The following is a 23,430-nucleotide window of genomic DNA, read 5'->3' on the forward strand; positions in this document are numbered from 1 at the left end:
TTTACCTAAAGGGTGCATAATACTCGAAGCAGCAATCTTGGTTAGGCGATCGCAGCAGCTCCACAAAATTGCAATACTTCTGCCATCAGCGTGTCATATGGAGTGTTTAACATTAATAAACAGATTGGATATCTATCTCCTTTAAAAAAATCTAGAGGATCGCCGCACTGAAAATCCTCAAAAATCTTCAATCAATTATTTCAGGTGATACCGATGAAAACAGACCTTCCTGAATCTCAAAGCGATTCAGATCGAATTGACGATCTTAACCTCAATTGCTCCGACTCTAAAGTTTATACGAACCGTAATTCCAACAATAAAAATAGCGCCACTTATTTAACATTAGGACTAGCCACCCTTGCCGCGATCGTTGCAGGTAGTTATGCCTTCAAAAATGATAGTACTGGTGTCGCTCAGCAGAGTCGATCGCCAATTGCTACACCAACTACCTCAACTCCAGTTGGTAAATTGACAAACTCTACAGATCCTAACTTCATTGCTGCTGTGGTTCAAAGTGTAGGTTCAGCAGTGGTCAGGATTGATTCGACTCGTACCGCGACTAATACTGCCCCAGCAATTTTTCAAGATCCGTTATTTCGCCAGTTTTTTGGTTCGGAAATTCCTACCCCACCAACTAAACAAATCGAACGCGGTATTGGTTCCGGCTTCATCATTAATCCTAATGGAGAAATTTTGACAAATGCCCATGTCGTTCAGGGAGTAGATACCGTTACCGTAACCCTAAAAAATGGTCGTTCCTTCAAAGGTTCGGTTATGGGTTCAGACCCAGTTTCGGATATTGCTGTAGTTAAAATTCAGGCAAATAACTTACCAACAGTTGCTCTGGGCGATTCTAACCAGCTAAAGCCAGGAGATTTAGCGATCGCGATCGGCAATCCATTAGGACTTGACAACACCGTTACCTCTGGAATTATTAGCGCCACAGGTCGCGGTAATATTGGTGCTGCTAACGAGCGCGTCAACTTTATTCAAACTGATGCTGCAATTAATCCAGGTAACTCTGGTGGACCATTACTTAATTCTCAGGGACAAGCGATCGGCATTAATACAGCCATCATTCAAGATGCTCAAGGCATCGGCTTTGCGATTCCAATGAATCAAGCTAAAAGTATTGCCCAGCAGTTAATTGCTAAGGGTAGCGTCAAGCATCCTTACTTAGGCATTCAAATGGTAACGTTAACTCCAGATATTCAGCAAAGCTTGAACAACGACCCTAACAGTGGGATAACAGTAGATGCAAACCAGGGTGTATTAGTAGCGAAAGTGTTACCCAATTCTCCTGCTGACCGCGCTGGACTGCGGACTGGCGATGTCATTCAAAAAATTAACGGGCAGTTAGTTCCGAGTGCTAGCGATCTACAGCAGATAGTAGAGGAAAACCAAGTTGGTAGCAGTTTGGAATTAGAACTCAATCGCCACGGACAACCTCTAAATTTATTCGTGAAAACTGCTGCAATGCCTAATTTGGGACAATAGCGATCGCCGTAAAAAGCTTTGGATTGGCATTTTGCTAGAGATAACTAAAGCGAATAAGTTCTATGACTCAACAAGCACAACCTCATTTTGAAAATCCTTGGCTTGAAACTGCGAAAGTTTTTGGGCTAAGTCTGTTGCTTGCCTTTGGCATTCGTACCTTTGTTGCAGAGGCTCGATATATTCCTTCTGGTTCAATGGAACCAACGCTTCAAGTGAACGATCGCTTAATTATTGACAAGCTGAGTTATGATTTTGAACCACCCCAACGGGGCGATATGGTTGTGTTCAAACCCACCAAAACTTTAAGGCAACAAAACTTTCACGATGCATTTATTAAGCGAGTCATTGGCTTGCCAGGAGAAAAGGTTGAGGTGAAATCTGGACGGGTATATATCAATGGCTCTGCTTTAAAGGAAAACTATATTGCCGCTCGACCAGACTATCAATGGGGTCCGGTAATTGTTCCACCCAACTCCTACTTGGTACTAGGAGACAATCGGAACAACAGCTATGACAGCCACTATTGGGGATTCGTACCGCGTCGCGACATCATCGGTCGGGCAATCTTCCGCTTCTTTCCTTTCAACCGAATTGGTGAATTGAATAGCCCCGTTTATGTTGCTTCCCAATGACAGCCTACAAAGCCTGTGCCAAGACCCTAGGTCAGGACGTACCACTTTGTACTAATCTGCTGTGACACTTTTCTGCTTTACAAACCGACTGCGATCGCAAGATTTTCGCCGATTGCATACGACTTTCAAGTTATATCAAGGAGACACAATTATGCGTGAATTATCAGGCAAAACCACTTCGGTAGCGGAGTTAGAGCGAAAAGTAGGACGATCTCTAACCTTCAATAGTAAGCAAGCTAATGCAGGTGTTGCAGCAAACTGTCAGCTCCAGGAAAAGACTACCCAGAGCAAGGGTGAATTATCAGGCAAAATTGCTTTGGTGACAGGAGCAGGGCGAGGATTAGGACGAGCGATCGCCCTCGCAATTGCCCAAGCGGGTGGAGATGTTGCCATCAATTACCAGACCCAGAAGCAGGCTGCCCAAGAAACTTGTCGTCTAGTAAAACAACAGGGATGCCGCGCGATCGCGGTTCGAGCCGATGTCTCGGTTGCGGCTGATGTAGCTCGAATGATTGAGGTTGTGGAGCAACAGTTGGGAACTGTGTCCATCTTGGTGAATAACGTTGGGCTTGTCCGTCCCAAAGCAATTGAGGAAATTCAAGAAAGAGATTGGGATGAAGCCATTGCCGTCAACCTTAAATCAGTCTTCCTAGTCACTCAAGCCGCCTTACCAAGAATGCGAAAGCAAGGTTGGGGACGCATTATCAATCTCTCGTCTATCGCCGCTCAAACTGGAGGAGTTGTGGGTCTCCACTATGCTGCTGCCAAGGCAGGTATTCTAGGACTGACCCATGCTTATGCCGCACAACTGATTGGAGAAGGAATTACAGTTAACGCGCTTGCCCCTGCATTAATTGAAACTGAAACAGTCAGCACCAATTTACAGGTACACCCCGAACAGACTCCTGTTGGTCGCTTTGGTAAGGCTAAAGAAGTTGCTGAGGCTGCTGTGATGTTGGCTATCAATGGCTATATCACGGGGCAAACAATCAATGTCAACGGTGGGATGTACTTCAATTGAATGTTCCAAAGGTAACTTATGCATCGTGTAACAATAACGCCTAACAATAACGCCGACACATAGTACTTGTCTCTCTAAATAATTGCCGCGATGTAGTGATGTTATTGCTAGTGCTGGAATCGCGGCTGTCAAGTTCGGCATTTGTCGAGAAAGTTTTGTTTGTCCTAGTACGATTCCTATGAAATCCAAACAATTGAACGCTCCCACTAAATCCTTATCTTCAATCTGGAACTATGCATCTTTGGCAATTGTGGCGGCTGCGCTGATGGTAGGAATTGGGCTTGGGGTTGGCTTGAGTTCTTCCGTCAATTTCAGTCCTGAAAACGTCGCTAGCAGCCAATATATCGATCTTGCTGCACCAGATCCGCAAGTATGCGTGCAATATGGAGCCAGTGCTATGACATTGGATGCACGTCTATTCGTGACGCTCAAGCCTTTTAGCGTATATATTTCTCAGCCCAAGATGCAACCAGGATGTGTTATCCGCAGAAACGACTGGGCAGTTTTGGAGCAAAAGAATTTGGTAACAGCCACTCAGGAGCAAGAGTGTAAAAATAGAATGAACACTTTCGGCTTTACCGGAACTCTGGAAAACTCACCTCAAATTGATTGTGTTTATCAGAATAATGCGGCTGGAAATCTTTTCCTGAAACAAGCAGGAATTTCTCAGCAAGCAAGATAGTGGATGAACTTGAGTTACTATCTTTATTGTTAATCGCAACGGACTATCTACGAGAATGCCTGAACTCTTGACTTACCTTTAAAAGTAAGGGAATAGAGGCAAGTTGGGTGACAATTGAGAAGATAATTAGGGCTGTAGTAGAAGTATCGTAAAGAATACCAATTAAGGCACTACCTAAAAACCAAAATACGCCATATCCTGTATTAAAAATTCCATACGCCACACCACGTCTATTTGCAGAAATTATTTCGGCAATTACAGCTCGCATAATCGATTCTTGCGCTCCCATACCGATTCCCCACACAGCCATTCCTGCTAGAGCAATATAAGAGTTGCCTAAGAAAACAAGCGGTGCGAAGAAGGAAGAGAAGAGGACGGCAACGACTACGGCGAAAATGCCTTTGCGGTCGAACAGATGCCCTAAAATAAGTGCGGCGATCGCGTCTACACCCATTGCGATCGCGTAAAAGATTGGAATCCAATCGCTCGGCACAACAGACGCTTTTTGAAAGTGATAGGCAATTAAGGGAAAATCTGCAAAGCCTGCGGCAACAAATGCCATAGCAGCTAAGTAAAGCCAAAATACTCTGGGAAAGCCCTGCGTTTGGTCTAGATGGTGGGATAAACTAGAAGCTTCAAACCTTTGAGGGCGTGGATATAGCGATCGCGCAGCGATTAAAACAGCCAGTGCTAAAAGTGCGGGTACAAGTAACAGGGCAAAGCCAGTACGATATCCTCCTTGAAAATAGAGAGCAGCTGCAACTAGAAGCGGTCCGAGTACAGCCCCAATCTGGTCTAAGGCTTCGTGTAAGCCAAAGCCCCAGCCTCTACCAACTTGTTTAGTCGCACTGGAAAGAATGACATCACGCGCAGGGGTACGAATTCCTTTACCAATTCGCTCTGTAACCATTAGAAATGCCGCAACTTCCCAACGTCCAGCCAACGCCAAGAGTGGTACGACCAACAAATTGATTGCGTAGCCAAACAGTGTAATCGACCAATATTTTTGCGTGCGATCGCTCATGTAACCAGAAGCAAGGCGCAGGCTATAACCAATCAACTCTCCTAATCCCGAAACGATTCCCACTACAGTCGCACTTGCACCCAGAACGGCAAGATACGGACCTGTAATGCTACGCGCTCCTTCATAAGTCATGTCTGCAAATAGGCTGACAATCCCCAGTAAAATGACAAATTTCAGTGCAGAGGCTTTGGAAACTGAAGGTTTTCTGTCTCCACGAGCAGATGGCGGTTGAGATTGCATGAAGATTTCCTTTTAAAACGATTTCGAGCTAGCTAGCAGCACCAGTAGGAACATGATGCACGACCGTGACACTTTGCTGGGTAACTAAGCCGTTTTTCACCATTTCGCGAACAACAGGGAGAAAATTTGCGATCGCCTCAGCTCGATCGATAACTGCTACGACTATTGGTAAATCTGAAGACAGCTCCAGAATTTGAACTGTATGAATTTTGTGATATTGACGTTCGCCAAAGCCTGCTATCCCTCTGGTGGCAGTAGCTCCAGCGAGACTTTGCTGGCGGGCTGCTTCTACTAAAGCTAAATATACAGGTTTACCGTGCCAACGATCGGACTCGCCAACGTAAATAGTTAGTTTTTCCCAGGTATTCATGTTATTTTCCTTGCTAGAAAACTGCCAATTTCTAAACTGATATACCCCAAAGCTGCACTGCCTAACCAATAAAACAAAGCTACTGTTTTATTACCCGATCGCACGAGCATGGAGGTATCTAAAGCGTAGGTAGAAAAAGTCGTATAAGAACCCAGAAATCCTACAGCAATTAATAAGCGCAGATCTGGAGAGGTAATGGTTCGCTCTAGAGTGAGAGTAACAAAAAAGCCCATTACCAAAGCTCCTGTGATGTTGATCGCGAATGTGCCGTAGGGAAATCCCGTTCCCAACCAGCGTGCGAATAACAAAGTTAAGTAGTAGCGACTCAAAGCACCAGAGATCGCTCCTAAAGCGATCGCAATTGGAGCGCGAACATCTGGATTTGCTGAAGTCAGAACACCGAGAGCTTTACCTAACCCATGCCACAAATTATGAAATATACTGGCTAACATCTCCCCAATTCCAGAGAGTTTGGTTTTCAATAAATGCTGGCGATCGGGAGAATTAGGCAAAGCAATTATTCGCTCCTACTCTCCCAATGCTAGCTTGGAAAGTAGGAGCCATCAGCCTTTCAGATAGTTACAAGCTTTTGTTTTACAGCCATAACTGGTAAAACATTTAGCACGAACTGAAGCGGCGATTTTGGCAAGCTCCATTGCCATATAGAATTTATAACACACCTTTTATCTAACTAACGATCGGTCTTTTGATATAGAACTATAAAAAAGCTAAATGTATTAAATATTTATTCAGTTCCACTACACGGAATTAACTAGACTGTATAACAAAGTTGACAAAACTATCAGTGTAATCATGACGTAGATGCGATCGCCTTGCTTAGCAAAAGCAAATGCCAAAAAAGCAACTCTGACAATTGGGGTAGCAATTAGTAACAATAGACCGAATTGGATCAAACCCCGCCGTCTGAACGATAGCGCAAACTTGACAATCCCAGGCAGCGTGCGTAATTCTGACGGCTCACCGCGAAACACTTGATAGTTGGGAGAGTTCATCCCGTAGTGGCTCAGATAGAGAATTCCACCTAGCAGCACGACTGAGGCAGATAAAATCACTCCTAGCCGCAGAATGTTGCCAACAATCTGCTCGATTTGATGCTCTGTCCATCTAGCCCTAGAATTTGACATTTCAAATCCGTCCCGTTAAACCGTTGTAAATCATCTGAATTGCCAGTAGCAGAATCACAATGCTGAAAATCTGTCGTAAGAGCCGAGGTTTAACCTTAACTAGCGTCCGCGCCCCAATCAGGGAACCTAAGAGTACACCCAACATCACGGGCATCGCCAGCCCTGGATCGATGTATCCCCGACTGAGATATACTCCTGCCCCTGCTGCCGCTGTCACGCCAATCATAAAATTACTAGTAGTAGTAGAAACCTTAAACGGTAGTTGCATTGCCCGATCCATTGCCAGCACCTTAACAGCTCCCGATCCGATCCCCAACAAACCCGACAAAATTCCGGCTAAAAACATTAAACTAAAACCCGCAGCCACATTTTGGACGTGGTAACTTTGTTCCCCTTCCGCAGTAGGATAGCTACCATTGAGTTTTAAGCGGGTAGCGAGGGGATCGGGCTGGGTATTGGGTTGATGCTCCTGTCGAGAGCGGTGGGAGGAAAAAGCAGAATAAAGTAGAACCAAACCGAAAATCACAGCCACAGTGGAAGTTGGTAACTTTGCAGTCAGAAAAGCGCCAACCAACGCCCCTATAGTAGTAGCAACCTCTAAAAACATGCCGATGCGGACGTTCGTAAAACCTTCTTTAACATAGGCAGCCGCCGCACCTGAAGAAGTGGCAATGACTGAAACTAGAGATGCGCCGATCGCGTAGCGAATATCGACCTTGAACGCTAATGTTAAAAGCGGTACGATGACCACGCCACCACCTAAGCCAGTCAAGGCTCCTAGAAACCCCGCTAGTAGGGAGCCTAACCCAACTATCAGAGTAAATTCTAAGATGTTCACGCGATCGCTGCTCCTGTTTGGCTGCTAAGTTTGTGCAAGGTGCAATTAGATTGTTGTTAATGAATCGATCGCAATTCCATCTTCTTTCTGGTTCAAAGAATAGGTTTGCTTGATTAACAGGTGGTAGAGCAACGATTAACAACTGGTAAAGTATAGACTTACTTTTCTTGCCTGAATTGAAAGCCAGAGTAGATTAAACCAATCAAATTGAAAATTAACATCTATCTATAGATAAATGGTAGAAAACTTCAACTAGATTAAACTCAAAACCAAACTTAAACAAGACGTGGCAACAGTTTTTTAACAACTCCCCACTGTAGCTTGCCTGATTGCATAGTAGCTCGTTTCCTACTCAAGGACAAAGCATTAAATGACGATTCTTCGCCATATTGCGATCGCGCTGACGTATATTGGTTTAGGGTTAGGTTATCTGCCTGGAATGCGGATGAATCGGGCAACGATCGCCGTGGCGGGAGCAGCTTTACTGCTAGCGTTAGGGGTGCTGGATTTAAAATCGGCGTGGCAGGCGATCGATTACAAAACGCTAATTTTCCTATTCAGCATGATGGTAATTAGTGCTAACTTGGCTGTATCTGGCTTTTTCCAATTAGCCCTCGATCGCGTCGCACGTATCGCTCGCAGCCCTTTGGGGTTGCTGGTAGTACTGACTTTTGGTGCAGGTATTCTCTCGGCTCTATTTCTCAATGATACAATTGCCCTAATTCTGACACCCCTAGTTCTGGACTTAACTGGATCGCTCAATCTCAACCCAATTCCTTACTTACTGGCGTTAGCAGGAGCAACGAACCTCGGTTCTGTAGCAACTTTGAGCGGTAATCCTCAGAATATTCTCATCGGTTCCTTCTCTGGGATCGGCTATCTAGATTTTGCCAAGGTGCTTACGCCTGTAGCACTGGCGAGCTTGGCGCTCCAGATTGGCTTACTATGGTGGTTATATCCAGAGGTGCGGTCGCTCAAGTCTTCTTTGACTCCTCCCTCAAGACAAGATCGAATTTTAAAACCGCTTCTAATCAAAAGTTTAATCGTTACAGGCGGTTTGCTAGTTGCTTTCATAATTGGCATTCCGCCAGCAGAAGCAACACTAATTGCCGCAGGTTTGTTATTGATTACCAGAAGAATTAGACCGGAGCGAATCTTACAAAAAGTTGACTGGGATCTACTCGTAATGTTTTCTGGATTGTTTATTCTCACCCAAGGCGTACAAAAGCTAGGGGAGTTGAACTTGTTTTCTAGCTTCGTTAACACACCTGTAAATATCTTATGGGTGACAGTATTCCTATCAAATTTGGTCTCAAACGTTCCAGCAGTTCTACTATTACATCATTTAATTCCCCAACCAGATTCACGCACTTGGTTATTACTAGCAGCAGGATCTACACTAGCAGGAAATCTAACGCTTTTAGGCTCTGTGGCAAATTTGATTGTGGCAGAAGCAGTAGCAAAGCGAGGACAAAAATTGACTTTTTGGGAGCATTTACGTTTCGGCTTACCTTTGTCTACAATTACTTTATGTTTTGCTTACTTTTGGATTTACAAACCCGACCTATGAGCGGTATTCTTTAACTCAAATACTGAAACTGGGTATTATTTGTTAAGTAGCGCGATCGATGCAATGACTTCATCTGGACGATAAATTCAAGCATTCTTTTGAGTTAACAGCCCCTTGACGTGTATTAGCTCGCGTCCTTGGTTAATCAATCCTAAAAAGAATTTCACCCACCCCGATCTCCATGCTGCCTGGGGTGGTTTCAATGCTGACTGAGTGGGAAAGCGATCGAAAATGAGTTCCAATTCACTCTGTCCATTTTCATTCCACAATTGCTCGATTGGCTTAAATTCTTCTTGGTATGGAAACAGCGGAGCATTGCACGCTAGTTTTTGAGCGTATTTAGTTAATGGCTTAAAGTAAATTGAATATTGCAATCCTGCGATTGAATTCTCCTTTATCTCGAAGCAGGGAAAAAATTCTGGAAAGCGCCGCCTAGCTTCCCGAAAACGATTGTATATCTCTTGCTCCCAGCGTTGGTGAAAAAAGTTTAAGGGGGTGTTGGCTGTTTTTGTTGTTTTCTGCTGTGCAACAATTGGTAGCCCCCATACTTGCAAGCATAAATTGAGTCTTGGGCTGTTGGCGATCGCATCTGGAAAATAGGGAATTGATTGTTGTTTATCCAGTGCTAACCTGTTAGATGTACGAGACACATCCTTACCTCCAAGGAGATCTACACAGAACTGTTCGGTAAGAGTTAGGTTTTTCGCAGGAATCGTAATGCGGTCAATTTCTATCTGTTGCTGATTAATTAAGCTGTTTATGTCACTTGATTCGTTCATCATTCTCTCCGCACTCTTAGTTATAGCGGTAAGGAAATCTAGCTTGCTTAGTTATTGTAGTAGCTGAGTATGTCAGGAACTTGACAAATAAATGTCACTTTTGTGGAGCAATGCTTCTTCTGAGTGTTTGTAAGGAGCGATCGCTTAGCAGTCACAACATCAACTCTCTTTTTGGTCAGCAGACTTTACTTTATGCATTAAATGTCAAGAACTTAGAAAGATTGACTAGAACTAAAAAAAATTACGAGTACCTGCCTCGGATGCCATCAAGTTTCATCGTAAATTTCTTGATTTTTAAAATCTTTTCTAGTTCTTTACTTTTGAGACTTACAGTGAAACCACTAACTCAGAATATTGAGGTTTCACCCTATGAAAACTCCAAAGAAAATTCTCATAGCAACTGCCGTAGTAGGTAGTTTTGGATTTGGCGGATTAGCGCCAAACGTCTATGCAGCTCAACCTCAATCTAGCATCCTAGTTGCCCAAGATAGCGATCGCGATGGTGAGGCTAATGAAGATGCAAAAGAGCAGCAGGAAGAAGCTCAACTGCAATCTCTCGCTAAAATAACAGCTCAACAAGCCATACAAGCTGCTGAAACTGCTAAAGGTGGCAAAGCAAGTAGTGTAGAGTTGGAAAATGAAAATGGTAACTTAGTCTATGAGGTAACGATTGGACAAACAGAAGTTTATGTAGATGCTGGTAATGGCACAGTCCTCTATACTGAGGATCAAAATCAAGAGAATGAGCAGAACGAGGCTTCTCGCCCTAAGAGTAGCATTCAAATTCCAAATAATGATGGTGAAGCTAACGATGATGGTAAAAAACGATAAAGAAGCCGAAATCTACACAATCTTTTAGTTAATTAGCAGAAACTAAGTTGTGGGACTGTTAAAGAGTATCTTCAACAGTCCCACAACTTAAAAATTAGAATTTTATCGAATAACCATGTCATATCGAAGGATAATTAACTATAGAAAAAATCCTATAAATGCCGCTATGCGAAATCAACGTCCATCTGGTTTAGTAGCTATAGTTATTTATAAAACTTTTGTAGCAATAATTCTGGCGGTCGCAGCGATCGCTATACTTTTAGCATTACAGAACTATCAGTCTTTTACGAGTTTATCGGAAGCTTATATTTTAGAAGAAAAATTAAATATTATTGAGTGGTTGATAGAAAAGATTACAAATATCAAACAACAAACTCTTCAATTTAGTGGAATAGCAACTGGAGCTTATGCTGCTGTCACTGCAATTGAAGCGATCGGCTTATGGTATGAAAAAGCCTGGGCAAGAATATTGGTATTGGTACTAGTTGGTATCAGTATTCCACCAGAAATATTTGAGTTAATCAAAGGAATAACTATACTCAAGCTGGTAGTGTTTGTCGTGAATATAGTGGTTTTCTGGTATTTACTGCGTCGTTTTCCCAAACATGGAAGGTAAAGTTGACTTACTCTCGTAAGCTCATAACGTAGCAGTTACGACGCGATCGCGTCCCTCATTCTTGGCTCGGTATAAAGCTGCATCGGCTGCTTGAATGAGTTCTTGAGTTGTCGAGCCGTGGTACGGGAACGCTGCTACTCCCAATGAAAGAGTAATAGGATCGAGCAGTTGATGTTGGTGCTTCAACTGAAGCCACTTGACTGCTTCCCTAATTTGTTCGGCTCTTTGTTGAACTGCCTCTAGAGGCGCAGCTGGCAGGATTAACATAAACTCTTCACCCCCATACCGACAAGCAATATCTCCTGCTCGAATCTGCTCTTTCAAGAACTTGCCTAATTCCCGTAATAACGTATCGCCTGTTGGATGACCGAAAGTATCATTAACTTGTTTAAAGCGGTCAACGTCAAGCATAATAATTCCTACTGGTGTTTGTTCGCGTTCGCCTCGACGCACTTCGCGTTCTAGCGTTGCTTCCAAATAACGACGATTGAACAAATCTGTCAGCGGATCGCGCACGCTCTGGCTTTGCAAGATCTCGCGCAGTTTTAAGTTGGCTAATGCAAGAGCGAGATTTGCAGCAACTTTAACTGCTAACCTTTGTTTGGCGGAAGTTAGTTTCCCTTTTTCCAAGTAACTCAAGTAGAGTAAGCCGAGGGCTTCTCCTTGTGCCATCATGGGAACGCAAATATACTCAACAGGCAATGAGGAAAGCAAGTGTTGGCACAACCCGCAACGAGTGTTTTCTGCTAGATACATCTGTCCGCGCCGTAGTGCAAAGCATTCATCTAATGCAAATACTTTTTGACTGTTGAATGCCGTTCCCCAAGCTGCAATACTCGCTACAAGGGTGCGATCGCTGGCGATCGCGAAGACTCCACCCGAAGCATAGGGAAATAATGGAGGTACTACCTGAGCGATTACCTTATGAGCTTCCTCAACCGTAAGGCAAGCTTGAAGTAAATCGTTCATTTCGTTGAGTAAGTTTAGTTCGGCGTTGAGATTTGATAGTTCTGCCGTGCGTTCTTGTACCAGCCGTTCAACATGAGCCGTGCGCTCTAGTGTCAATAAACAAAAAGCAAAAATCCCAGTCCAAAGTAAGCCAATAACTAACACGAGCCATACCCACCAATGGTTTTGGAAAGCCATATATTCTACTACGGGTAGGACGGCTATAGCTGCCGAAACATAACGGCGATCCAAAGCTAAGGCTCCTATTATATAACTTCTAAGCAATGGCAGGTTTGGGTATAAGGTTTTAGGTATCAGATGTCCAGTCATACTATTGTTCAGCCGTATTTTGTATCGATGATGCATCTGTTCTGAGACAACTAAAAGATGGCTGCAAGTTTGCACCCCAAACCTATTGCAAGATTGTCAAGAACTAGGAAAGTTTCTTAGCTTTGCGATCGCGAAGTTGCCGAGCGATACCAAAAAGATGAAATTAACTAAGGTTTTGTGTAGCAACGCAACTGACATGAGTTTGCAAAATTTACAAAGTCAGATAAATCTTTCCGAGTTCTTGACATTTATTACCTAACATCGCAGCGTCTTCTCTCTATTTTTGGAATTTGCTCAAGTCGATACAACAATAACACTGTACATATTCTCTACTGGAGTTACAAATGACACCACCAAGTCGTACTGAGAAATTGAGGAACAAAGTACGTTTAAAAAACAATACGTCTCTCAGATCGTGGAAAAGAAAGTTTCATGAATACACTGGTGAGAAACTCAATTTCTTTCAAGTCATTTTTCGGCTACAAGGTTCAGTGATTAAAACCATTATTCCTTGGTTACTTTTCTTCAGTGTATACAGTTTTTTCATTGCTTTACTTGAATATCACGATAAACATATACCTTTACCAAAGATAAGTAGTGGCGTTCCTAATGTGGTCTTAAGTTTAAATCTCATCTTGAGTTTGCTGTTAATTTTTCGCACGAATACGGCTCACGAACGATTTTGGGAAGGTCGTAAACTTTGGGGATCGTTAGTTAATACAGTTCGTAACTTGGCTCGCGGAATTTGGGTAGTAGTCGAAGAAAGGGGAACAAGCGATCGAGTAGAAAAAGAGGCAGCATTGCGATTAGTAATTGCTTTTGCAGTTGCTATGAAACTGCATTTACGCCATAACTCTATGAATAAGGAATTAAAAGTATTAATGACTCCCTCACAATATTTAAAACTTAAAGAGGCAAATCACCCACCTCTAGAGATTGCTTTGTGGCTGGGAGAATATTTACAATCTAGGTACAGATACGGTCTTTTAAATGTATATCAACTCACTGCCTTACAGAAGTTAGTAGACGAGCTAGTAGATATATTAGGCGGTTGCGAACGAATTTTAAAAACTCCTATGCCCTTGCTATATGCCATTTATCTCAAACAATTATTAATGATATATTGTTTGATACTACCTATAGAGCTAGTCGAGAATTTACACTGGTGGACTATCCCAGTAATGGCTTTGATGAGCTTTACATTATTTGGAATTGAAGAGCTTGGTTCCGAACTAGAAAACCCTTTTGGACGCGATCCTAACGATCTACCTCTAGATGAAATTTGTCGTACTATACTCGGTAATGTTGAAGATATGTTGAGAAATACTAATAACGCGACTCATTCTAACCAAATACCTATAGTACTGAAGTCGCGTTAGTGGGTAGACGCACTGTAAAACAACTGCCAACTTCTACTTGGCTGGTAACAGTAATGAGTCCACCGTGATTCTGGGCGATCGCTTGAGCGATCGCCAATCCCAATCCAGAACCACCAGAATTATAAGAACGAGAGCGATCGGCTCGCCAAAATCTGTCAAATACGTGTTTAAGCTGCTCTGGTGCAATTCCCACGCCTGTATCTCGTACCTCAATGTACCAATGAGGACTGATGCGGCGATCTTTGATTTCAACTGTACCTGAATTTGGCGTATAGTGAATAGCATTCTCAATTAAATTGCCAAATAAACGCCTTAGTTGATCTGAATCGCCCAATAATCTCAGATTCTTCGTTACTTGTATACTTAGTTTAATTTGTTTGGCTTCAGCTTGAGGTTTATATAACTGCACTAAATTCTCTAAAAGTTCTGTCAAATCGATAATATCTCGATTACGGTGAGGAATTTTATCGTTACGAGCCAAAAATAATAAGTCTTCTGTCAAGCGAGACATTTGATTAGTTGCGCTAGCGATCGCCTGGAACTTCTCTTTATCTGTTTCCCGCATTCCTTCTGGATATTTTAATGCTACTGTTGCATTACTTTTTACTGCCATTAAAGGACTGCGAAGTTCGTGGGAGGCATCAGCCGTAAACTGCTTTAACCTTTGAAAACTCTGTTCAATTGGTTGCATAGCTTGACGAGTTAACCATACTCCACCAATTCCACTCAAAGCCAAAGCGACGAGGATTCCACCGCCTAATCCCCAGTCCAGTTTACTTAAAGTTTCATCATATTCTTCCAGAGATTGACTGACTCTTACATACCCAATCAGTTTTCGATCGTCGCTACCAATAATTGGTAAAGTCGTAGCTATAAGGCGATTTTTTCTAGTTTGAAACTGTACGGTTTCTTTTGGAGAAAGTGGTAATGTTACAGTAGCTTTTCCTTGTCGCTCTACCAAACGCCTCTGAGTATCAAACCACTCCAAAGCTTGATTATTGGCAATTAGATCTTGTACGGGAAAGTCACTTTCAATTTTGATCTGACCGTTTTCATATTCCGCATTAGCGGCAGCACCCTGTCCTAAAGCAATTAGTTTGTCTGTCAGCTGATGAGTGAGACTGCGGGTGAAGACAGTCCGCACGGCGATCGCAAATGTTCCTAGGATCGATGCAATAACTACTAGGTAAGACAATAACAAGCGATACCGAATTTTTTCAAACACGAGCAGGTGCGATTCAATTATGAGTTAATTACCAGAATTTAGCAAAGTCTACCTCTGACAATTCTATCAGATTACATTACTTAGCGCCGAGACGATAACCAACACCGTATACTGTTTCGATGAAATCTTCTGGACTCCCTGCTGTTTTTAGTTTTCGGCGCAAGTTTGTCAAATGAGTTTTTACAGTTTCTTCTCCAGACAATTTATCGAATTCCCACAACTTATCTAGGATTGCCATGCGAGTTAAAACTTGAGTAGGATTTCTCAAAAAGTATTCTAAAATTGTATATTCTTTAGGTGTTAATGACAGCGTTTTTCCAGCATAAGTAACTTCGCGATTGGCTGGATCGAATTGCAGCTCGCCGTGACTCAAAATCGGTTGTCTTATTTCTGGACTTCTCCGCGATAAAGCCCTAATTCGCGCTCCCAATTCTTCTAGTTCAAATGGCTTGACTAAATAATCATCAGCGCCTGCATCAAGTCCAATTACCTTATCTGAGGTTGTATCTCTTGCTGTTAACATTAAAATGAAAGCATTACATTTAGCAGTGCGTAAACGCTTGCATAGCGCGATTCCATCTAATCGAGGTAGCATCAAGTCTAGCAAGATAACATCGTAGGCAGTCGATTGGGCGTATTCCCACCCCTCAACCCCATCAGCAGCTAAATCTACAACATGGTGTTGATGCCTCAAATCTTCTGCTAGTGGTTTAGCAATGCGATCGTCATCTTCAACTATTAAAATTTTCATATAATTGTGTAAGGAGAAAAGTTATTTGACTAATTTACCTAGAAATAAGTTTGGCGATCGAAAAGGCAGCCGCCGCAGCAAGTCCTCCAGTTAGTACAGTTTGGACTGCACTACGCATTGGTTTAGCACCTGTGAAATGACCTTTGATATAGCCAAATATTACCAGAACAATGTTAGTAATAATTACTGAAAGTGTCAGTGCTGTTTTGGAATTAGAAATGAAGATAAAAGGACTTAGGGGAACGATCCCTCCAGCAATGTAAGAACTAGCAATGGTGAGGGCGCTCTTTAATGCTCGCCTAGGAGCAGGCTTTTCTATACCCAACTCAAAGCGCATCATGAAATTAACTAGCGCATGAGGATTTCGCAGCAATCCCTTGGCAATTAACTTACTTTCTTCTGCTGTCAGCCCATAGGATTGAAATATATCTATGACTTCTGTTACCTCTGCCCCTGGCTTTTCTCTCAGTTCCCGTTGTTCGCGCTTTAGTTCTGACGTATAGTGGTCGGCATCGCTTTTAGCAGCAAGATAACCACCCAAACCCATCGCGATCGCACCTGCTGCAATCTCGGCTAAACCAGCGGTGACAACTATGCTGGTAGAAGCTACAGTACCAGACAACCCAGCTGCTAGAGCAAAGGGAACTGTCAATCCGTCCGAGACTCCAATGACAATATCTCGGACAACTTCGCTGGCTGTAAAATGTTCCTCAACGTGTGGTGTTTGGGGCATATTTTGATGTCTGTTAATGGTTAATAGTTGATGGTTGATGGTGAAACACAATTAACGATTAACTATTAACAATTTTCTTGTAGGTAGTAGGCTTAGCCAGTGGATATGCTTCCACTGGCTTCTGGTTTATCTCATACCCTTTAGGCTTTGCTAGGAACGAGTATTGAGCGGATCGGCAATGTACTTGAACGTTGGCTCCGAGTTCCAAGGACCGCGTTCGTCTACCTGCACTACTCCCTCTTTTCCATAAGAGGACAAGTTGTAGTAAATGTCAACTGTCTCATCTGGTTGAATGTTACCAAACATTGGCTCGGTTAGTTTACCCAAAGAATCCAGTGCCTTCATAAACATTTGAGTGTGAGAAATTTCCCTTGTCAGCAAATGCACTAGTGTTTTCTTACTTCCTTCATCAGTTGAGAGTTTAATCAACTCTTCGTAAGTCTGACGCGCTCCAGCTTCAGCCGCAATGTTAGCCCGCAAGTCGCGCACTACGTCACCACCTTCGTTGAGATAGCTAGCAGTCCAAGCATGACCTTGACTATCTAGAAAATGCGGTCCCATACCACGCAGGGCAAACAGAGTGCTTTTGTAAGCCTCGGTTTGATCGACATTTTTAGTGTGAGCCTCGATCATTTTGCCCACCATTTCCAAATGACCAAACTCTTCGACGGCAATATCCTGAAGCATATCTCGAATACTTGCATCTTCAACGTGAAAAGACTGTACCCAGTATTGCAAAGCCGCAGAAAGCTCTCCTGTTGCGCCGCCAAATTGTTCTAGAAGAAGTTGGGCAAAACGTGGATTTGGTTCTCTAATATCTACGCTGTGGATTGTTTCTTTTTTATGAAAGAACATAGATTGCTGTCTCCTGTGAATGATTTTGTAAAGAGGATTTGAAACAAGTCGATTAGTTCAGACGAGACTGAGTTGCAACTTCACTGTTATGGATAGTGCGATTACTCCTATCTGCCAACGTGTAATGGTATAGCAAAGCTGCGGTAGCACCACCTGCCAAAGGACCGATCCAATACAGCCAAAAATACTGGAGTCCACCCCCCATTAAAGCTGGACCGAGATACCGAGCTGGGTTCATAGCAGCGCCACTCAGAGGACCACCAGCCAAGATGTCTAGTGCCACAGTTAATCCGATGAACAAACCGCCGATTCTAGGGGCGCGAGAGTCAATAGCTGTGCCAAAAACAACAAATACTAGGAAGAAGGTCAGAATGAATTCCATGACCAATCCCATGAATGGAGTTTCTCCCTTGCCAAGAGCTGGGGTTCCCATACCTACAGCTTGGAGTGCCTGTAAAGGAATAACCAGTTTGATCGAACTAGCGGCAAAAATGGCTCCCAAACATTGAGAAATAACATATCCCAACGCATTCTTGGGATCGATTTTACCTGTCAGCCAAGCGCCAAAGGTGACGGCTGGATTGAGATGACCGCCGCTTACAGCTGCTGTTGCACTGACCATAACGGCGATTGTCAAACCGTGGGCGAGAGCAATAGCAGTCAGATCCACTGCTGTGCCTGTAATTCCGCCCCGATTGATGTAATTAGTGGCGATCGCACCCACTCCAATAAAGATCAAGGCGAAAGTTCCGACAAATTCAGCGATTAGTGCTTTTGAATTCATCCTCTTTACTCCTTATGAGTCTGCTGAAGGCTACATTTGTAACTCCTGCACCTTAAAAGTAAGACATTAAAGGTAAAGAACTCGGAAAGAATTTGAGCTATTTTTTAGATAAGAATTAATTCTATTTATTCAGCTAGTTCTTGCAAAATTTTACTATTAAAAATAGTTGATTTTCACTGGACGAAGCTAAATTTTATACTGATAATACTTAGTGGTTTAATTGCTGTTAGATAATCGTTTCGTCAAGATTTTGATAATAAGTAAAAATAAAACAATAACATAAAAAAGTGTGAGGTAGTTCTATAAAATTAGTAGTTCTACCTCACACAAGCATGAGAAACTCAATTATTAAAGTGATTTCAATTCAAGTAGAAGTGAGTGCTAATTGTTCTCGAACTTTAAGGAATTACAGTTTGGCAACACTATTGATGTTATTTTCCATAGATTGTAAGTCTGCTAATACATTTTGTTTGTTGGGCTGAGAGCCTTTCAGTTCGCCCGTTACCCGATCCAGGCTATCTTCAATCGCTTTATAACGATCGCTAGATTTGGCTTTTATGCCATCCTCAACTTGTTTCCAGTTATCTTCAAATTGGCTAAATTCAGTATTGGCTTTAGAAAAGTTCCCTGCTTCAACTGCTGCTTTGGTATTAGATACAACGCTGAGCAGACGATCGACACCTGCTCGATCGGTTTGCCCAGTAGCAGCAGGACTAGCTGCGGGTGAGGTCTGTATGGTAGGCTGTTGAGCATTAGTGCATCCTGCCAATACCAAAACACTGATGGCAGCAACAATTAGTACTTGATGTCGTTTCACGATCTCAAACTCCGGCAAAAATTTACGCTATCTGGCACAAAATATCGTTACTGCTATGAGTAAAAGTGCTGAGGGATACGAAGTACAGCAAAGCAGTTAATGACTTCTCCGCCAACCAACTCCAAGATAAAACTATGAAGGTAAAGAACTCGGAAAGAAAATAGCTCAATCTCGATCTTTCCGAGTTCTTTACTATGTTTGTTGTACCTTGAGGAAAAGTCTCCGGCAAAGGGGACTCCTCTCACCCATCGAGTTTTGTCACGCAAAGCTCGATTTTTCCAATCTAAAGAGCAGATAGTATTCTAAAAGTTTATTTTTAACGAGGAATTGATATGAAACGTGCGTTTCGGAGATACCACCGCATTCTGGCGATCGCGATCTCGATCCCACTGACTGTAACCGTGCTAACTGGGATGATAATTACAATCGTTCGCGAGTGGCCGATCGCCACGGGATTATCCTCTAGTTTTCTATTGAGCATTCACACGGGTGAAATCTTTCGTCTTCAGGCAATCTACCCCATTTTGAATGGTTTAGGACTAATTGGATTGTTAGTAACGGGGTTGAGTATGTCTGGTTTGTTCAACAGCAAAAGGCAAACAAAAAGAAATTAGGCGGCGATCGGTAGACGTACCCCAAAGCAACTACCGACTCCGATTTGGCTGCTGAGGACAATCTCTCCCCCGTGGCGTTGAGCAATGGCTTGAGCGATCGCCAATCCCAATCCCGAACCGTCTTCTCTGTACGTTCGCGCCTTATCTGCTCTCCAAAAGCGATGAAAAACTAGTGGAACGTGTTCTGGTGCGATCCCGATTCCCGTATCCTCAACGCCGATCGCCACAAACTTACCTTGGCTGACTAGAGAAATAGTTACAGTTCCTCCAGGTAGTGTATATTGCAGCGCATTTTCTAGCAGGTTAGAAAATAAACGCCTCAGCTGGAAGGCATCACCTTTAACAAATGCTTCTTCTAATAAATCTAACTTGAGAGTAATTTCCTTGGCTTGGGCTTGAGGTAATAGGAAATCCACCAAATCTTCTAGCAGTTCGTCTATTGGGATCGCTCTCCACTCTTGCGTCAAGGTAGTTTCTGTAGCGTCTGTCCGTGCGAGAAAGAGTAAATCTTCTACCAAGCAAGTCATTTGTTTAGTCGCACTGGCGATCGCATCCAACTTGTCCACATCTGCTGGATGAATTCACTCTGGATGAGTCATCATCACCTGAGTTGAAGTCTTAATCGCCGCTAGAGGACTACGCAACTCGTGGGAAGCGTCGGCTGTAAACTGCTTTAACTGCTGATTTAACTGTTTTAACTGCTGAAAACTCAACTGAATCGGTTTTATGGATTGTCGCGTCAGCCACAAGCCACCAACACCAGTTAGCGACAGGGCAATTATCCCTGCTACACCCAATCCTAATAGAAGTCTGTCTAGTTCTTCTGCTAATTCTTCGGTGGATTCTAATACGCGAATATAACCTTGAAGTTCCTGCTTAGCTCTACTCTGTTTTTCTTCATAAACCCGAATCGTGAGAGCGCGAATCTGCCCTTGTTGCGAAATATATGAGTTAGCTGCTAAAGGAATGTCTGGAAGCGACTTTCCAGCTTTACCTAACAGCTGACGGTTAGCATCATACCATTCCACACTTTGGTGATTTTCGCGTAAATTCTGCCACGGGATATCGAGATCGCCATCGTTGTCGAACGAGCGGGGCATCTGACGATGAATGGCGGTGCGATCGGCTCGGAGCTTAGATAAACTGTGAGCGGCTGCATCTGCCAATCCTAGCATTTGGCGGTCTGTTTTTTGATAAAGATTGTAGGCGACAAACTGATATACGGCTAAGGTAAATATTCCTAAAATTGTCACCATGACACTTAGGTAGGAAATCAATAGCCGCCAGTGTAAAGCCTGAAACATTCAGTTAGAAACATCCAGTTAGAAAGTTTGTTTGAGCCGATAACCCAAGCCGTATACTGTCTCGATTAAGTCAGCCGCAGCTCCAGCCGCTCGCAATTTTTGCCGTAGGCTCCTGATATGAACCTTAACGGTTTCCTCTGCTGGTGGTTCATCAAACGACCAAAGGCGATCGAGAATTTCGCTCCGATTGAAGGTGCGATGGCTGTGACGCATGAATAATTCTAGTATGCGATACTCTTTTGGTGTTAGATGTAGAAGTTGTCCGTTGTATGTAGCCTCACAGGTATTAGGGTTGAGGCGCAAATGTTCCCACTCTAACACTAGCGGTAGGCTTGAGCTACCCCGACGTAGATGCGCTCGAATCCGAGCCATCAGCTCTTGTAGGTCAAAGGGTTTGACAACATAATCATCTGCTCCGGCATCTAACCCCATAACTTTATCCGAACTGGTGTCTCTTGCTGTCAGCATCAGAATTGGCATAGAATGCTTGCTCTGACGTAATTTTTGGCAAAGATCGATCCCATCTTGCTTTGGTAGCATGACATCTAAAATCATTAGGTCGTAGGGACAGATTTCTACAAACTCCCAACCTGCCTGACCGTCTGTAGCAATGTCAACAATGTAATGTCGATCGGTAAGGGCTTCTGCTAAAGCCTTAGCAAGGCGCTCGTCATCCTCTACCAACAGAATTCTCATAATTGTCTTTTCCGTTAAGTACGATCGCTTTCTAGATTATCTGCTTCTCCAGGCGAGTTCCCACCTCCCTAATAGTGATGGCGGTGGTGGAGGTCGATCGGAGCGGGATGGCTGTGATACAAAATTGTTGCGTGTTCGTGCAGATGCGTATGTGGCTCGCCTGTCAGTATTTCTGGCTCGTGGTCGTGCTGATGGTGTTCGTCGTGTATGTGTTCGTGTTCGTGCCAAGTCGGATAGTGTATGTGTTCGCGATCGCGCAGTTGCGGCGCTACAGTGACTTGGACGACTGCTAACAACCCTAAACTCACTAAGCTACCGTACAGGAACGAGCGATCGCCCAAATGACTGCCCAACCACCCAGCTAACGGATATGAGATTGCCCACCACAGATGACTCCAGGCAAAGTGCGCCCCATAAACTCTTCCTTGGATAGTCCTGGGGATACGATCTGCAATTAAAGTTTGAGTCGGCAAGTCCACCAAGTTTTGTCCTGCACCTGCCACAGCCCACAGTATCATCAGCACTGCTAAATCTACAGAATTTGCAGGCATTAAGGCTAGGGAAATCGAAACTGCACCCATCAACATCAGCGATGTTAGTGCTAAACGTCTATTTATCGCACCTACTACCACAGCCGAGAGAGCAGCACCAATACCGAAAGCTGCCATCACCCAGCCGTACTGCACTTCTCCTAATTTGAGCGTTCCTTGAACGTAACCGATAGTATTGACGAGAATTTGCGCTCCAGCAATAGAGGCAACTAGCTGCATCAGGAGTGCGTAGCGAATTGGAGCATCTACAAACAAACGAGTTGTGCCTGCTTTGATATCTTGCCACGTTCTACCTGTTGTCCTCACCGCTGGTTGACTAGAATCGACTCTCAGCTGTCCTGGTAAGCTGAAAATTAAAATAGCCGCAACTACGAAGCTCAGAGCATCTAAGAAGAAAATCTGCCTTGCTCCGATAAAGGCGGCGACAGCTCCGGCAAAACCTGGACCCAACACGCTTAACAATTGGTAAGTGACGCTGGAAAGCGCGATCGCTTGCGGATAGTCATTCTGTCCCGTGACTTGGGGGATTGTCGCCTTATATGTCGGTGTAAAGAAGGCATTGAAGACGTTCAGCGCAAAAATCAGCAAGTAGATTTGCCACACTGCTGTAACGAACGGTAGTAAGCCAACTAGCAGCATTCGCGCTAAATGAGTTACGACCATAATCCGCTTGCGATCCAAGCGATCGGCGATCGCTCCTGCTAGAGGTGACAGTAGGACGAAAGCAGTAACGCGCAGTGTCAAAGCCCCAGACAAGACAACGGCTGAATTCTTCCCCACCAACTCAAAGGCAAGTAGAGCTAAACCTACCCAGGTTAGTGCGTCTCCCAATAAACTGACGGTTTGGGCTGTATAAAGCCGCGCAAATACTGGATTGCGGAGGCAACGAAATAGTGAAAGGGTATTCATCTGTCTTCTTCGATCGACTTTTTCTAACTCAACAAATTTAAAGCTTTGCAAAGATCGGATCGCTCCGATTCAAAATTGTCACTAGGCAGGGCATCCGCCAAGCGTTGTTCGGCAAAGTCTTCTAGTAAGATTAAAGCCACTTTTTTGAGTGCCGCTCGTACTGCCACAATTTGCAAAAGTATTTCTGGGCAAGGTCTGTCAGCCTCGATCGTTCGTTGAATAGCCTGGACGTGACCTTCAATCCTGGCAAGACGATTGAGAATTTTTTGGTTTTGAGTTTGGGGCATCG

General features: G+C 43.6%; 28 protein-coding genes and 1 riboswitch. Of the genes, 9 read left to right on the forward strand and 19 right to left on the reverse strand.

What is annotated here, in order from left to right; all coding sequences use genetic code 11:
- Nucleotides 1–41: 41 nt before the first annotated feature.
- The gene (locus CHRO_RS33010; RefSeq protein ID WP_181824418.1) at nt 42–191 is read right to left on the reverse strand and encodes a hypothetical protein; all 150 of its coding nucleotides are present in this window, start codon (nt 189–191) and stop codon (nt 42–44) included.
- A 22-nt stretch (nt 192–213) separates the two neighbouring features.
- On the opposite strand from CHRO_RS33010, the gene CHRO_RS27550 reads away from it, so the two are divergent.
- The 4 genes from CHRO_RS27550 to CHRO_RS27565 all read left to right on the forward strand — a co-directional run bounded on the left by CHRO_RS27550 (nt 214) and on the right by CHRO_RS27565 (nt 3,832).
- Nucleotides 214–1,497, forward strand: a complete 1,284-nt coding sequence (locus CHRO_RS27550) for an HhoA/HhoB/HtrA family serine endopeptidase (RefSeq protein ID WP_015162904.1) — start codon at nt 214–216, stop codon at nt 1,495–1,497.
- Nucleotides 1,498–1,559: 62 nt separating this feature from the next.
- On the forward strand, nt 1,560–2,129 hold the full coding sequence (gene lepB / locus CHRO_RS27555) for a signal peptidase I (RefSeq protein WP_015162905.1): 570 nt from the start codon (nt 1,560–1,562) through the stop codon (nt 2,127–2,129).
- 151 nt (nt 2,130–2,280) lie between these two features.
- On the forward strand, nt 2,281–3,150 hold the full coding sequence (locus CHRO_RS27560) for a 3-oxoacyl-ACP reductase family protein (protein WP_015162906.1): 870 nt from the start codon (nt 2,281–2,283) through the stop codon (nt 3,148–3,150).
- A 178-nt stretch (nt 3,151–3,328) separates the two neighbouring features.
- Nucleotides 3,329–3,832 carry a DUF3172 domain-containing protein gene (locus tag CHRO_RS27565; RefSeq protein WP_015162907.1) on the forward strand — a complete coding sequence of 168 codons (504 nt, stop codon included), beginning with the start codon at nt 3,329–3,331 and terminating at the stop codon, nt 3,830–3,832.
- A gap of 43 nt (nt 3,833–3,875) precedes the next feature.
- On the opposite strand, the gene CHRO_RS27570 is transcribed toward CHRO_RS27565, so the two are convergent.
- From CHRO_RS27570 to CHRO_RS27590, 5 genes are all read right to left on the reverse strand, one after another.
- Nucleotides 3,876–5,096 carry an MFS transporter gene (locus CHRO_RS27570; RefSeq protein WP_015162908.1) on the reverse strand — a complete coding sequence of 407 codons (1,221 nt, stop codon included), beginning with the start codon at nt 5,094–5,096 and terminating at the stop codon, nt 3,876–3,878.
- 28 nt (nt 5,097–5,124) lie between these two features.
- On the reverse strand, nt 5,125–5,466 hold the full coding sequence (locus tag CHRO_RS27575; protein ID WP_015162909.1) for a DUF190 domain-containing protein: 342 nt from the start codon (nt 5,464–5,466) through the stop codon (nt 5,125–5,127).
- Entirely contained in the window at nt 5,463–5,918 is a 456-nt protein-coding gene (crcB, locus tag CHRO_RS27580) for a fluoride efflux transporter CrcB (RefSeq protein WP_015162910.1), read from the reverse strand. The genes CHRO_RS27575 and crcB overlap by 4 nt, the downstream gene beginning before the upstream one ends.
- Before the next feature lie 95 nt (nt 5,919–6,013).
- A riboswitch (Fluoride riboswitch) is annotated at nt 6,014–6,135 on the reverse strand.
- A gap of 89 nt (nt 6,136–6,224) precedes the next feature.
- The gene (locus tag CHRO_RS27585; RefSeq protein WP_015162911.1) at nt 6,225–6,611 is read right to left on the reverse strand and encodes a DUF1634 domain-containing protein; all 387 of its coding nucleotides are present in this window, start codon (nt 6,609–6,611) and stop codon (nt 6,225–6,227) included.
- A gap of 1 nt (nt 6,612) precedes the next feature.
- Nucleotides 6,613–7,449 carry a sulfite exporter TauE/SafE family protein gene (locus tag CHRO_RS27590; RefSeq protein ID WP_015162912.1) on the reverse strand — a complete coding sequence of 279 codons (837 nt, stop codon included), beginning with the start codon at nt 7,447–7,449 and terminating at the stop codon, nt 6,613–6,615.
- 370 nt (nt 7,450–7,819) lie between these two features.
- On the opposite strand from CHRO_RS27590, the gene CHRO_RS27595 reads away from it, so the two are divergent.
- Nucleotides 7,820–9,019, forward strand: coding sequence for an anion transporter (locus CHRO_RS27595; RefSeq protein WP_015162913.1), 1,200 nt, complete (start codon nt 7,820–7,822; stop codon nt 9,017–9,019).
- An 86-nt stretch (nt 9,020–9,105) separates the two neighbouring features.
- On the opposite strand, the gene CHRO_RS27600 is transcribed toward CHRO_RS27595, so the two are convergent.
- The gene (locus CHRO_RS27600) at nt 9,106–9,801 is read right to left on the reverse strand and encodes a hypothetical protein (RefSeq protein WP_181824419.1); all 696 of its coding nucleotides are present in this window, start codon (nt 9,799–9,801) and stop codon (nt 9,106–9,108) included.
- 366 nt (nt 9,802–10,167) lie between these two features.
- Between CHRO_RS27600 and CHRO_RS27605 the strand changes: the two genes are divergently transcribed.
- Together CHRO_RS27605 and CHRO_RS27610 are read left to right on the forward strand one after the other, a co-directional pair.
- Nucleotides 10,168–10,629, forward strand: a complete 462-nt coding sequence (locus CHRO_RS27605; RefSeq protein ID WP_015162915.1) for a PepSY domain-containing protein — start codon at nt 10,168–10,170, stop codon at nt 10,627–10,629.
- A 166-nt stretch (nt 10,630–10,795) separates the two neighbouring features.
- Complete coding sequence (locus tag CHRO_RS27610; protein ID WP_015162916.1) at nt 10,796–11,245, forward strand: DUF2127 domain-containing protein; 450 nt, start codon at nt 10,796–10,798, stop codon at nt 11,243–11,245.
- Nucleotides 11,246–11,266: 21 nt separating this feature from the next.
- Here the strand turns inward: CHRO_RS27610 and CHRO_RS27615 are convergent, their stop codons facing one another.
- A complete protein-coding gene (locus tag CHRO_RS27615) occupies nt 11,267–12,523 on the reverse strand; it encodes a GGDEF domain-containing protein (RefSeq protein WP_015162917.1) in 1,257 nt (418 codons plus the stop codon).
- A gap of 344 nt (nt 12,524–12,867) precedes the next feature.
- On the opposite strand from CHRO_RS27615, the gene CHRO_RS27620 reads away from it, so the two are divergent.
- Nucleotides 12,868–13,902, forward strand: a complete 1,035-nt coding sequence (locus CHRO_RS27620; RefSeq protein ID WP_015162918.1) for a bestrophin family protein — start codon at nt 12,868–12,870, stop codon at nt 13,900–13,902.
- On the opposite strand, the gene CHRO_RS27625 is transcribed toward CHRO_RS27620, so the two are convergent.
- From CHRO_RS27625 to CHRO_RS27650, 6 genes are all read right to left on the reverse strand, one after another.
- Complete coding sequence (locus CHRO_RS27625; RefSeq protein ID WP_015162919.1) at nt 13,880–15,127, reverse strand: HAMP domain-containing sensor histidine kinase; 1,248 nt, start codon at nt 15,125–15,127, stop codon at nt 13,880–13,882. The genes CHRO_RS27620 and CHRO_RS27625 overlap by 23 nt on opposite strands.
- 76 nt (nt 15,128–15,203) lie before the next feature.
- A complete protein-coding gene (locus CHRO_RS27630) occupies nt 15,204–15,878 on the reverse strand; it encodes a response regulator transcription factor (RefSeq protein WP_015162920.1) in 675 nt (224 codons plus the stop codon).
- A 34-nt stretch (nt 15,879–15,912) separates the two neighbouring features.
- Complete coding sequence (locus CHRO_RS27635) at nt 15,913–16,611, reverse strand: VIT1/CCC1 transporter family protein (protein ID WP_015162921.1); 699 nt, start codon at nt 16,609–16,611, stop codon at nt 15,913–15,915.
- A gap of 150 nt (nt 16,612–16,761) precedes the next feature.
- On the reverse strand, nt 16,762–17,466 hold the full coding sequence (locus CHRO_RS27640) for a manganese catalase family protein (protein ID WP_015162922.1): 705 nt from the start codon (nt 17,464–17,466) through the stop codon (nt 16,762–16,764).
- A gap of 52 nt (nt 17,467–17,518) precedes the next feature.
- Nucleotides 17,519–18,250: an MIP/aquaporin family protein gene (locus CHRO_RS27645; protein ID WP_015162923.1), complete on the reverse strand. Its 732-nt coding sequence runs from the start codon at nt 18,248–18,250 to the stop codon at nt 17,519–17,521.
- Nucleotides 18,251–18,656: 406 nt separating this feature from the next.
- On the reverse strand, nt 18,657–19,067 hold the full coding sequence (locus CHRO_RS27650) for a hypothetical protein (RefSeq protein WP_015162924.1): 411 nt from the start codon (nt 19,065–19,067) through the stop codon (nt 18,657–18,659).
- Between the two features lie 332 nt (nt 19,068–19,399).
- On the opposite strand from CHRO_RS27650, the gene CHRO_RS27655 reads away from it, so the two are divergent.
- A complete protein-coding gene (locus CHRO_RS27655) occupies nt 19,400–19,681 on the forward strand; it encodes a hypothetical protein (RefSeq protein ID WP_015162925.1) in 282 nt (93 codons plus the stop codon).
- Here CHRO_RS27655 and CHRO_RS34990 read toward each other — a convergent pair.
- The 5 genes from CHRO_RS34990 to CHRO_RS27675 all read right to left on the reverse strand — a co-directional run bounded on the left by CHRO_RS34990 (nt 19,678) and on the right by CHRO_RS27675 (nt 23,428).
- The gene (locus tag CHRO_RS34990) at nt 19,678–20,247 is read right to left on the reverse strand and encodes a sensor histidine kinase (protein WP_342669366.1); all 570 of its coding nucleotides are present in this window, start codon (nt 20,245–20,247) and stop codon (nt 19,678–19,680) included. The genes CHRO_RS27655 and CHRO_RS34990 overlap by 4 nt on opposite strands.
- A 15-nt stretch (nt 20,248–20,262) precedes the next feature.
- Complete coding sequence (locus CHRO_RS34995) at nt 20,263–20,985, reverse strand: histidine kinase dimerization/phospho-acceptor domain-containing protein (RefSeq protein ID WP_342669367.1); 723 nt, start codon at nt 20,983–20,985, stop codon at nt 20,263–20,265.
- Nucleotides 20,986–21,003: 18 nt separating this feature from the next.
- Nucleotides 21,004–21,681 carry a response regulator transcription factor gene (locus CHRO_RS27665; protein WP_015162926.1) on the reverse strand — a complete coding sequence of 226 codons (678 nt, stop codon included), beginning with the start codon at nt 21,679–21,681 and terminating at the stop codon, nt 21,004–21,006.
- A gap of 68 nt (nt 21,682–21,749) precedes the next feature.
- A complete protein-coding gene (locus CHRO_RS27670; protein WP_015162927.1) occupies nt 21,750–23,141 on the reverse strand; it encodes an MFS transporter in 1,392 nt (463 codons plus the stop codon).
- Between the two features lie 23 nt (nt 23,142–23,164).
- Nucleotides 23,165–23,428: a metal-sensitive transcriptional regulator gene (locus CHRO_RS27675; protein WP_015162928.1), complete on the reverse strand. Its 264-nt coding sequence runs from the start codon at nt 23,426–23,428 to the stop codon at nt 23,165–23,167.
- Nucleotides 23,429–23,430 lie beyond the last annotated feature (2 nt).

The sequence above is a fragment of the Chroococcidiopsis thermalis PCC 7203 genome, assembly GCF_000317125.1.
Lineage (GTDB): Bacteria > Cyanobacteriota > Cyanobacteriia > Cyanobacteriales > Chroococcidiopsidaceae > Chroococcidiopsis > Chroococcidiopsis thermalis.

Coding starts and splice junctions, on each gene's coding strand:
- CHRO_RS27550 (WP_015162904.1), top strand. CDS start 214: ATGAAAACAGACCTTCCTGAATCTCAAAGCGATTCAGATCGAATTGAC.
- lepB (WP_015162905.1), top strand. CDS start 1,560: ATGACTCAACAAGCACAACCTCATTTTGAAAATCCTTGGCTTGAAACT.
- CHRO_RS27560 (WP_015162906.1), top strand. CDS start 2,281: ATGCGTGAATTATCAGGCAAAACCACTTCGGTAGCGGAGTTAGAGCGA.
- CHRO_RS27565 (WP_015162907.1), top strand. CDS start 3,329: ATGAAATCCAAACAATTGAACGCTCCCACTAAATCCTTATCTTCAATC.
- CHRO_RS27570 (WP_015162908.1), bottom strand. CDS start 5,096: ATGCAATCTCAACCGCCATCTGCTCGTGGAGACAGAAAACCTTCAGTT.
- CHRO_RS27575 (WP_015162909.1), bottom strand. CDS start 5,466: ATGAATACCTGGGAAAAACTAACTATTTACGTTGGCGAGTCCGATCGT.
- crcB (WP_015162910.1), bottom strand. CDS start 5,918: ATGTTAGCCAGTATATTTCATAATTTGTGGCATGGGTTAGGTAAAGCT.
- CHRO_RS27585 (WP_015162911.1), bottom strand. CDS start 6,611: ATGTCAAATTCTAGGGCTAGATGGACAGAGCATCAAATCGAGCAGATT.
- CHRO_RS27595 (WP_015162913.1), top strand. CDS start 7,820: ATGACGATTCTTCGCCATATTGCGATCGCGCTGACGTATATTGGTTTA.
- CHRO_RS27600 (WP_181824419.1), bottom strand. CDS start 9,801: ATGATGAACGAATCAAGTGACATAAACAGCTTAATTAATCAGCAACAG.
- CHRO_RS27605 (WP_015162915.1), top strand. CDS start 10,168: ATGAAAACTCCAAAGAAAATTCTCATAGCAACTGCCGTAGTAGGTAGT.
- CHRO_RS27610 (WP_015162916.1), top strand. CDS start 10,796: ATGCGAAATCAACGTCCATCTGGTTTAGTAGCTATAGTTATTTATAAA.
- CHRO_RS27615 (WP_015162917.1), bottom strand. CDS start 12,523: ATGACTGGACATCTGATACCTAAAACCTTATACCCAAACCTGCCATTG.
- CHRO_RS27620 (WP_015162918.1), top strand. CDS start 12,868: ATGACACCACCAAGTCGTACTGAGAAATTGAGGAACAAAGTACGTTTA.
- CHRO_RS27630 (WP_015162920.1), bottom strand. CDS start 15,878: ATGAAAATTTTAATAGTTGAAGATGACGATCGCATTGCTAAACCACTA.
- CHRO_RS27635 (WP_015162921.1), bottom strand. CDS start 16,611: ATGCCCCAAACACCACACGTTGAGGAACATTTTACAGCCAGCGAAGTT.
- CHRO_RS27640 (WP_015162922.1), bottom strand. CDS start 17,466: ATGTTCTTTCATAAAAAAGAAACAATCCACAGCGTAGATATTAGAGAA.
- CHRO_RS27645 (WP_015162923.1), bottom strand. CDS start 18,250: ATGAATTCAAAAGCACTAATCGCTGAATTTGTCGGAACTTTCGCCTTG.
- CHRO_RS27655 (WP_015162925.1), top strand. CDS start 19,400: ATGAAACGTGCGTTTCGGAGATACCACCGCATTCTGGCGATCGCGATC.
- CHRO_RS34995 (WP_342669367.1), bottom strand. CDS start 20,985: ATGTTTCAGGCTTTACACTGGCGGCTATTGATTTCCTACCTAAGTGTC.
- CHRO_RS27665 (WP_015162926.1), bottom strand. CDS start 21,681: ATGAGAATTCTGTTGGTAGAGGATGACGAGCGCCTTGCTAAGGCTTTA.
- CHRO_RS27670 (WP_015162927.1), bottom strand. CDS start 23,141: ATGAATACCCTTTCACTATTTCGTTGCCTCCGCAATCCAGTATTTGCG.
- CHRO_RS27675 (WP_015162928.1), bottom strand. CDS start 23,428: ATGCCCCAAACTCAAAACCAAAAAATTCTCAATCGTCTTGCCAGGATT.